The following is a 7907-nucleotide window of genomic DNA, read 5'->3' on the forward strand; positions in this document are numbered from 1 at the left end:
CATCTGTAATGTATAAAACATAGGCAACCAATGAACCGGCAGCTGAACCCCTTCCCGGTCCTGTCAAAATCCCATGCTCTCTTGCATATTTCATAAAATCCCAAACAATTAAAAAATAGTTGCTAAACTTCATCCGTTTTATAACCGCTAATTCATAGGACAACCGTTCAAAATACTCCTTAGACGGTGCGGGAAAACGTTCACTCAATCCCTGTTTACACAGCATATCAAGGTATTCCTCTGCAGGAATCTCATTTTCTGTTGGAAATGCAGGTAAATAGGTCCTGTTTAATTCCATGTTAAATTGACATCTGTTTGCTATCCGGATAGTATTTTCTAACGCATCTAGTTCATTAGAAAAGCGCTCAACCATTTCAGATGCTGTTTTTAAATAGAACTGATCCGTTTCTAACTTTTCTCTCTGTTCGTCCTGCAATTTATCACCATTTTTGATTGCTAACAAACACTCATGGGCAAACATATCTTCTTTTTCTAGATAAAAGACTTGGTTAGTAGCGACAAGCGGAACATTCATTTCCTTCGAAATCATACTAAACTTATTTCTGATTTTTGTTTCTTGTTCAAGTTGGTGATCTTGAATCGCAAGAAAAAAGTTATCCCTGCCAAAAATGGTATCTAGTTTTTTAATAATATCTCTAGCCATTTTCTCGTTGTCATTGATGATTGACTGTTCGATTTCACCTTCAAGACCTGGTGTAATCGCAATAAGCCCTTCTGCATAATGTTTCAACCATTTTAGCGGAATTCCATTATCCGTTTTGGTTTGTACCGTACTTGATATTTTTAAAAGATTTTTATACCCACTATCATTTTCAGCGAGTAAGATCAATGGATAGGATTCGTTAGCGGTGTACTCACTCTCCACATCAACTGTTAATCCGATAATCGGTTTCAAATTATTTTGTTTGCACAACTTATAAAATTCGACTGTTCCGTACATGACGTTTCTGTCCGTTAAGGCAATGGCAGAAAACCCTTTTTCTTGTGCATTTTTTATTAAATCCGGGACAGATGCCGTACTTGTTAATAAACTGTATGCACTATATACATGCAGGTGAATAAAAGACATATTGTCACACCCTTAGTTCCATAATCTCTTCCTCTATTATAGAACGAGATCGATAAAAAAGAAAATATGTTCTCATTTTGAAAAATGTTGACGCGCTCTTTAGGCGATGTAGACCAGCTGCGGGGCCTTGAAACAAGACAATCCTCTCAATTTAGGACTCTAAATTCATATTTCCATTGGTTTGTCCATATAAATGAATATGGAGTCTTGACTATGTGTAGAGGCGGTAGACAAAATGAAAGAAATTGGATTTTTCCCTGCTTTTATAGAAAGCTACTTTATTGCCTTAGGAGTCGTGCTTGGCGGTGCACTCATTGGGGGAATAGCTTCATTCCTAACCGGGCAGCCGCCGCTGACAACCGTTTATCGCTTATCTTCAGCTCTTCGAATTTGGGCTATTGTATCTGCAATCGGCGGGACGTTTGACGCAGTTTATACCTTTGAAAGGGGATTATTTAACGCCGATACAAAGGATCTATTTAAACAATTTTTATTAATTCTTTCTGCTTTAGGCGGTGCCCAGACTGGAGCCCTGATTATTAATTGGTTAACCCAGGAGCATATCTCATCATGAGAATACCACCGTTGTATAGAAAACCTGCCTGGCAGCGCTTTTTTGCAGGAATGGCCATTGGGGGTGCGATTAGCTGGTGCATTTTTTTATATATTTATGGAGTCTGGCATGAAGAGAACACCGAATTAATTCGAAAACAAGCGCAGGAGATTGTGGACCTAAATGACGAGAAAAAGATTTGGCAGGAAGAATATAAAGAGATGAACAAGCGAAACATTGAACAAATCACCGTTCAGAAAATCAATATTAGAATAACAAACTCGGAAAAATATAAACTTGATTCTTTAAGTGTATTAGAAACAGAGGATTCTGTTAGAGATGATATTAGCTTGATGATTGCCAAGGATATCGACACAGTCTACAAAAGTAAAGACCTATTAAAAAAAATTATTGAAAATAAACCCATAAAAATAAATGATAAAAGATATAAACTTAAGGTTAAAGAAATGGTTTTTTATACAAACCTAACGATACAATTGGAGATTCAGTTTGAATAAGAAAAGCGGAAACACCCGTTTAAAAAAATCGGCCCCCACTCCGAGGGCCGATTTTTTTAATGGTTAAGTGAATAATTTTCACATACCTCATCAAGTGCTTTCAATACATTTTCCACTTCGTTCCATGAATAGATGGAGGCACCTGATGCCAGTGGGTGTCCCCCTCCTTTAAACTTGCGTGCGACTCCATTGATAACCGGTCCTTTTGAACGAAGACGGACTCTAATTTGGGCGTCCTCCTCGATGAAGAAAACCCATGCTTTAATACCTTTTACATCCCCTAATGTTCCGACAAGAAGAGATGCTTCCGCTGGTTTTGCATTGTATTCGTTTAGCAGTTCTTTGGTTAGCTTTACAGACGCAACCCCGTTTTGCTGAAAATCAAAATTTTGGAGTATGTAACCGTTTAGTTTAATTATATTGAGATCCAGTTCGTACATCTTGTCAAATAATTCAGTGCGAGAAAAATGATAATGAATCAATTCACCGGCATAGCCAAGTGTTTTTTCTGTTGTGCTTGGAAATAAAAATCTTCCAGTATCACCGACAATTCCAGCATATAACAGTCTCGCCGCTTCATCATTCATTTTTAACCCTTTGTCTTTTCCGTTTAAATAAAATTCATAGATCATTTCGCTGCATGAGCTGGCATTTGTATCCACCCATAGTAAATCACCATATGGGTCTTCATTAGGGTGATGATCTATTTTTATTAATTTATCACCAAGAGCGTATCGCTTGTCACAAATCCTATCAACATTTGCGGTATCACAAACGATTACTAATGCCCCCTTATATACTTCATCATCAATTACATCCAGCCTGCGCATGTAATGAAGGGTTGGTTCTTCTTGACCAACTGCATAAATCTTTTTATCCGGAAAGGATTCTTTCAAAATTGCTGCCAACCCGCCTTGTGAACCATAAGCATCCGGATCCGGACGAACATGACGATGTATAATTATCGTTTCATATTTTTCAATCTCTGCTAATATTTGCTCAATCATGGGCACTACTCCTTTACCTACTCATAAACCATGGTGGTATTTTTTTGTTTTTACAGGTACAATAATAGAAGATTTTCTATGCTTGGAGGAAAAAATATGTTTGTACTTGTTGTATTAATTGCACTACTATTTGCTTTCTACCTATTTTATAAAACAAAATACATCAGAAGCAACCGTTTAGTTGAAAAGAAATGGCTTGCTGCTAAATCAAATATTGCTTTAGGGCTTTTTGTATTGTTATTTGGTCTTAATCATTTACTATTTATTTCCGAAACAACCGTATCTTATATTGTTGCTGCAGTATTTATTATTTATGGGGCAACATTCACCTGGATCGGTTTAAAAAAATATAAACACTACCTTCCTTTCGCAATCGAGGAAGCGAAAAATTTTGAACAGCAAAAATAAAATAAAAAGCCGCTTCGCATTTTAGTGAAGCGGCTTTGTTTTAAAGATATATTTGAAAACTGTCTAGCTCCACTGCTTAGGGGCTCTGGGTCATAAGCCCCTAAGCGCTTCCGCTTTTCTAACTTCTATCCAACAATTGACACATCATCATCGCTTTTCCGACTAATATTCCTTCATTGAAAACTTCTACATCTACTTTTCCAAATTTACGCCCCACTTCAAGGACTTTCGGATAAATTTCTAAGTTACTTTCCATTTGAACTGGTTTTATAAAGTAAATGGTCATATTTTCGACGACAAGGTCACCTTTTTTATAGGTTCGTAATACTCGGTTGGCAGCATCTGAGACGATGGTGGTAAAAACACCATAAGAAATGGTGCCCAGCTGATTGGTCATTTGCGGGGTTACTTCACAAGAGTAGACTTCTTCTCCTTTTGCTCTTCCCTGCATTAACACCATTCGATTGGTAACGATATCGTCAATCGTTTCCCCAACCTGTGGCTGCCGTTGGTTCATTTGTAAGGCCTTTAACACATCCTGTCTGCTAATGATCCCTTCTAGCCGGTTAGATTCATCCGTAACAGGAAGCACTTCAATCCCTTCCCAGACCATTGTATGAGCCGTTGAGGCCACACTTGTCTTGCCATTAACCGACATCGGGTGTTTGGTCATGATCTTTTCGATGGATGTATCCATATCTTGACCTAAAATATCCTTACTTGTCACCATTCCATGTATCTTCATGTTTTGATCGACAACGGGATAGCGGCTATGTGCCGTTTGTTGATTGAACTCATGCCATTTGGACACCTTATCCGTTGTTTTGAGATAAAATGTTTCAGCAAGTGGAGTTAAAATATCTTCAACCAAAATAATTTCCTTTTTTATCAATTGATCATAAATAGCCCGGTTAATCATTGTAGCAACAGTAAACGTATCATAGCTTGTTGAGATAACCGGTATTTCGAGGTTATCAGCCAGCTTTTTGATATCATCTTCAGCATCGAACCCCCCGGTAATGAGTACGGCGGCGCCTGCTTTTAAGGCAAGTTCATGTGCTTGGGTCCGGTTCCCAACAATTAATAGATTGCCTGCTTCGGTGTAACGCATCATGGCTTCTAGTTTCATGGCCCCAATCACAAATTTATTGAGTGTTTTATGCAAGCCTGTTCTTCCGCCCAATACCTGACCGTCAACAATATTTACTACTTCCGCAAAAGTCAGTTTCTCAATATTTTCTTTTTTCTTCCGTTCAATTCTAATCGTTCCAACCCGTTCGATCGTACTGACATATCCTTTATTTTCCGCTTCTTTAATCGCACGGTAGGCTGTACCTTCACTTACGGCCATCGCCTTAGCAATTTGCCTGACAGATATCTTTTCCCCAATCGGGAGTCCATCAATATATTGTAAAATTTGTTCATGCTTTGTGGCCAAGACCTTCACCCTTTTTATAGTCAAATTCCAATCATTCAGTTACGAATAATCCGGATTACATATAAATTTATTATAGAGTGTTAAAAGCCTTGATTCAATGCGGATTCTCACATAATACCTAATTCTCAATGAAAGGACCTAGATTTCTTCCTTGGACGTCGATCCGATTGAAGCTTCTGTCCTTGCCTTTTTGGACTATAAAGCAAACCAGTAAGATTTCCAGCGATGACGATTAAAGCAAAGGAAAGCCAGACTAACGAAAAGATTCCTTGGGCACCTTCTGCCTGAATCGATAATCGTGGTACCCCATAATAAAGCAAGAAGCCACTGAGTAAAAGGCAAAGGAAATATCTGTTCTTTTTCAATTTTAATTCCTCCTCTTTAAGACTGCTTGTTCATATTTATGCATATTGGAGGAAAAAAAGTATGTAAATCATCTAGAATATTTAAATTTCAATGGCTTCGCCTGGTTGGAGTACTCTGCCATTTTTATCTTCCAGCATGTCAATAAATTTAAATGGATCCTGCTTAATAGGCGGGAATGTATTGAAGTGAATCGGGACAACTGTTTTAGCTTTTAGTAACTTGGCAGCGTAGGCCGCATCTTCAGGACCCATTGTAAAATTATCACCAATAGGCAGGAAGGCTACATCGATTGGATGGCGCTCGCCAATTAATTTCATATCTGAAAATAACGCTGTATCTCCAGCATGATAAATGGTCTTGTCTTCATTCATAAATAAAATCCCAGCAGGCATTCCACAATAGATGATTTCATTATTTTCCGTTGTATAGCTTGATCCATGAAAGGCTTGTGTTAATTTTACTTTGCCAAACTCAAATTGATGGGCACCACCAATGTGCATCCCATGGGTATTAACTCCCTGCCAACTTAAATAAGTGGAAAGTTCATGGTTGGCAACTACCAGAGCATTATTTTTCTTTGCCAGTTCGACCGTATCCCCGACATGGTCATTGTGACCATGCGATAAAATAATAACATCTGGCCTTATTTCATCCACTTTCAGGTCTGTTAATTGGTTCCCATTAATAAATGGGTCAATTAAAATACGCTTCCCATTCGATAGAATTTGCACCACTGAATGTCCATGATAAGAAATTTTCATCAGACTCGCTCCTCTCGTTTTCCTCTAATATATTTCCATGCAATAACTGGAATTCCTTCCATATTTCTAGTTTATTCCTAATAAATCGAATTTAAGCAAGGTGAAGGACAAAAACGTCAGTTAGTTTACATTTCAACTTTTAATTGATACTCTCATATAGAATATGAATTACATAGGGGGAGTTAAAATGAATCAGCGATTAACTAAACTTCAAAACTGGATGAGGGAAAACGAGATTGAAGTTACCTTTCTAACCTCTTCCGAAAATGTCTTTTACTTGAGCGGATATTACACTAATCCCCATGAGCGCTTGCTTGCACTAGCCATTTTTCAGACGGACGAGCCTTTCCTTGTCTGCCCTGGAATGGAAGTACCTGAAGCGAAACGTTCTGGCTGGGAGCATGAAATTCTTGGCTATAGCGACATCGAGAATCCATGGGAAATGATTCTAAATGCTATCCAAAAAAGAATAAATGGTGTCTCCAAAGCAGCGATTGAAAAAGAGCATATGAACGTCGAACGATATGAACATCTTTCAAGGTTATTCCCGCAAGCATCCTTTGTTTCAGCGGAAGAAAAATTGCGCATGCTGCGAATGATTAAAGATGCCAAGGAATTAAAAATTATTGAAGAGGCGTGTGCCCTAGCTGACTATGCGGTGGAATTTGGTGCTAGTGAAATCAAGGAAGGCAAAACAGAGTTGGAAATACTAAACGCCCTGGAGTATGCTCTAAAACAAAGGGGTGTGACCGAGATGTCGTTTTCGACAATGGTTCTAACCGGCGCCAATGCCGCTTCTCCCCATGGAAATCCTGGAGAAACAAAAATCCAAAAAGGTGATCTAGTATTATTTGATTTAGGTGTGGTTGTTGACAGGTATTGTTCAGATATTACTAGGACCGTTGCCTATGGCGACATTAATGATAAGCAAAAGGAAATCTATGACACTGTATTAAAAGCGCAACTCGCTGCTATTGAAGCCAGCAAACCTGGGATAACTGCCGCAGAAGTAGACCTTACTGCACGCCGAATTATTGCTGAAGCTGGCTTCGGGGACTATTTTCCACACAGGCTGGGCCACGGTCTCGGAATTAGTGTTCATGAGTATCCATCACTAACAGAAACAAACCCGCTCATTATCGAGGAGGGTATGGTATACACGATTGAACCAGGAATTTATGTTCCAAATGTGGCCGGTGTCCGGATTGAAGATGACGTTTATATTACGGCAGATGGGGCAAAAGTTCTCACAAGATTCCCGAAAGAATTGCAGATAATAAAATAATTTCATTTGTGATATTTTTACATTGAAATTTAGGCAGAATTGAGATATTATACTTATACAAGCTGCGTTGTTCGTAGTCATAATAAAGTTTTAACCTTTAAGCTGTAAAAGGGAGTTTAACCATTGGAACTGGATTGACAAGCCTCTGTCTATAAGACTTGGAGGACATGCAAGAAAAGTTTCTGAGAACACCCACTTTGAGGAGTGGTGGTTTAAAACTTTCTTATATTAATACGGCAAATGCGGCTATATAGTATGTACTTCAAACCAGTTCCTTTCAGGGACTGGTTTTTATTTTTAAGTAAAAAAAGGGCTATCATCAATTTACGGAAACTCACACAACAGAATGCAGACACATTCATATGAAAGACAAAACAAAATAAAAAAACGAGGATTTGTCCTTCATATTCCAATTGAAGGACAAAACTCGTAAAAAAACCGGTTAAATTGTCCTTCATAATCCCGATGAAGGACAGTACTC

9 protein-coding genes and 1 other RNA gene are annotated in these 7907 nt (G+C 38.3%); 5 read left to right on the forward strand and 5 right to left on the reverse strand.

Features of this window, described 5'->3' with window-relative positions:
• Positions 1-1090, reverse strand: a 1090-nt coding sequence (locus tag V7137_RS25650) for a PHP domain-containing protein (RefSeq protein WP_335700697.1), incomplete at its 3' end; no start/stop codon positions are given.
• Positions 1091-1325: 235 nt separating this feature from the next.
• Here V7137_RS25650 and V7137_RS25655 point away from each other — a divergent pair.
• Positions 1326-1664, forward strand: coding sequence for a YtrH family sporulation protein (locus V7137_RS25655; protein ID WP_218347910.1), 339 nt, complete (start codon positions 1326-1328; stop codon positions 1662-1664).
• Positions 1661-2161 carry a sporulation membrane protein YtrI gene (gene ytrI / locus V7137_RS25660; protein ID WP_335700698.1) on the forward strand — a complete coding sequence of 167 codons (501 nt, stop codon included), beginning with the start codon at positions 1661-1663 and terminating at the stop codon, positions 2159-2161. Before V7137_RS25655 ends, ytrI begins: the two co-directional genes overlap by 4 nt.
• A gap of 56 nt (positions 2162-2217) precedes the next feature.
• Here ytrI and V7137_RS25665 read toward each other — a convergent pair whose 3' ends face one another.
• Positions 2218-3168, reverse strand: a complete 951-nt coding sequence (locus tag V7137_RS25665) for a DHH family phosphoesterase (protein ID WP_335700699.1) — start codon at positions 3166-3168, stop codon at positions 2218-2220.
• A gap of 96 nt (positions 3169-3264) precedes the next feature.
• Between V7137_RS25665 and V7137_RS25670 the strand changes: the two genes are divergently transcribed.
• Positions 3265-3576 (forward strand): YtpI family protein, encoded by a 312-nt coding sequence (locus V7137_RS25670; protein ID WP_335700700.1) that lies wholly within the window; start codon positions 3265-3267, stop codon positions 3574-3576.
• A 118-nt stretch (positions 3577-3694) separates the two neighbouring features.
• On the opposite strand, the gene V7137_RS25675 is transcribed toward V7137_RS25670, so the two are convergent.
• The 3 genes from V7137_RS25675 to V7137_RS25685 all read right to left on the reverse strand — a co-directional run bounded on the left by V7137_RS25675 (position 3695) and on the right by V7137_RS25685 (position 6141).
• A complete protein-coding gene (locus V7137_RS25675) occupies positions 3695-5014 on the reverse strand; it encodes a CBS domain-containing protein (protein ID WP_335700701.1) in 1320 nt (439 codons plus the stop codon).
• Positions 5015-5139: 125 nt separating this feature from the next.
• Positions 5140-5379, reverse strand: coding sequence for a hypothetical protein (locus V7137_RS25680; protein WP_335700702.1), 240 nt, complete (start codon positions 5377-5379; stop codon positions 5140-5142).
• An 81-nt stretch (positions 5380-5460) separates the two neighbouring features.
• Entirely contained in the window at positions 5461-6141 is a 681-nt protein-coding gene (locus tag V7137_RS25685; RefSeq protein ID WP_218347916.1) for a metal-dependent hydrolase, read from the reverse strand.
• Positions 6142-6328: 187 nt separating this feature from the next.
• On the opposite strand from V7137_RS25685, the gene V7137_RS25690 reads away from it, so the two are divergent.
• A complete protein-coding gene (locus tag V7137_RS25690) occupies positions 6329-7426 on the forward strand; it encodes a M24 family metallopeptidase (RefSeq protein ID WP_335700703.1) in 1098 nt (365 codons plus the stop codon).
• A gap of 56 nt (positions 7427-7482) precedes the next feature.
• Positions 7483-7679, forward strand: a non-coding RNA gene (gene ssrS / locus V7137_RS25695) — 6S RNA.
• Positions 7680-7907: the final 228 nt, after the last annotated feature.

The organism is Neobacillus drentensis (assembly GCF_036962765.1).
GTDB classification, from domain to species: domain Bacteria; phylum Bacillota; class Bacilli; order Bacillales; family Cytobacillaceae; genus Neobacillus; species Neobacillus drentensis_C.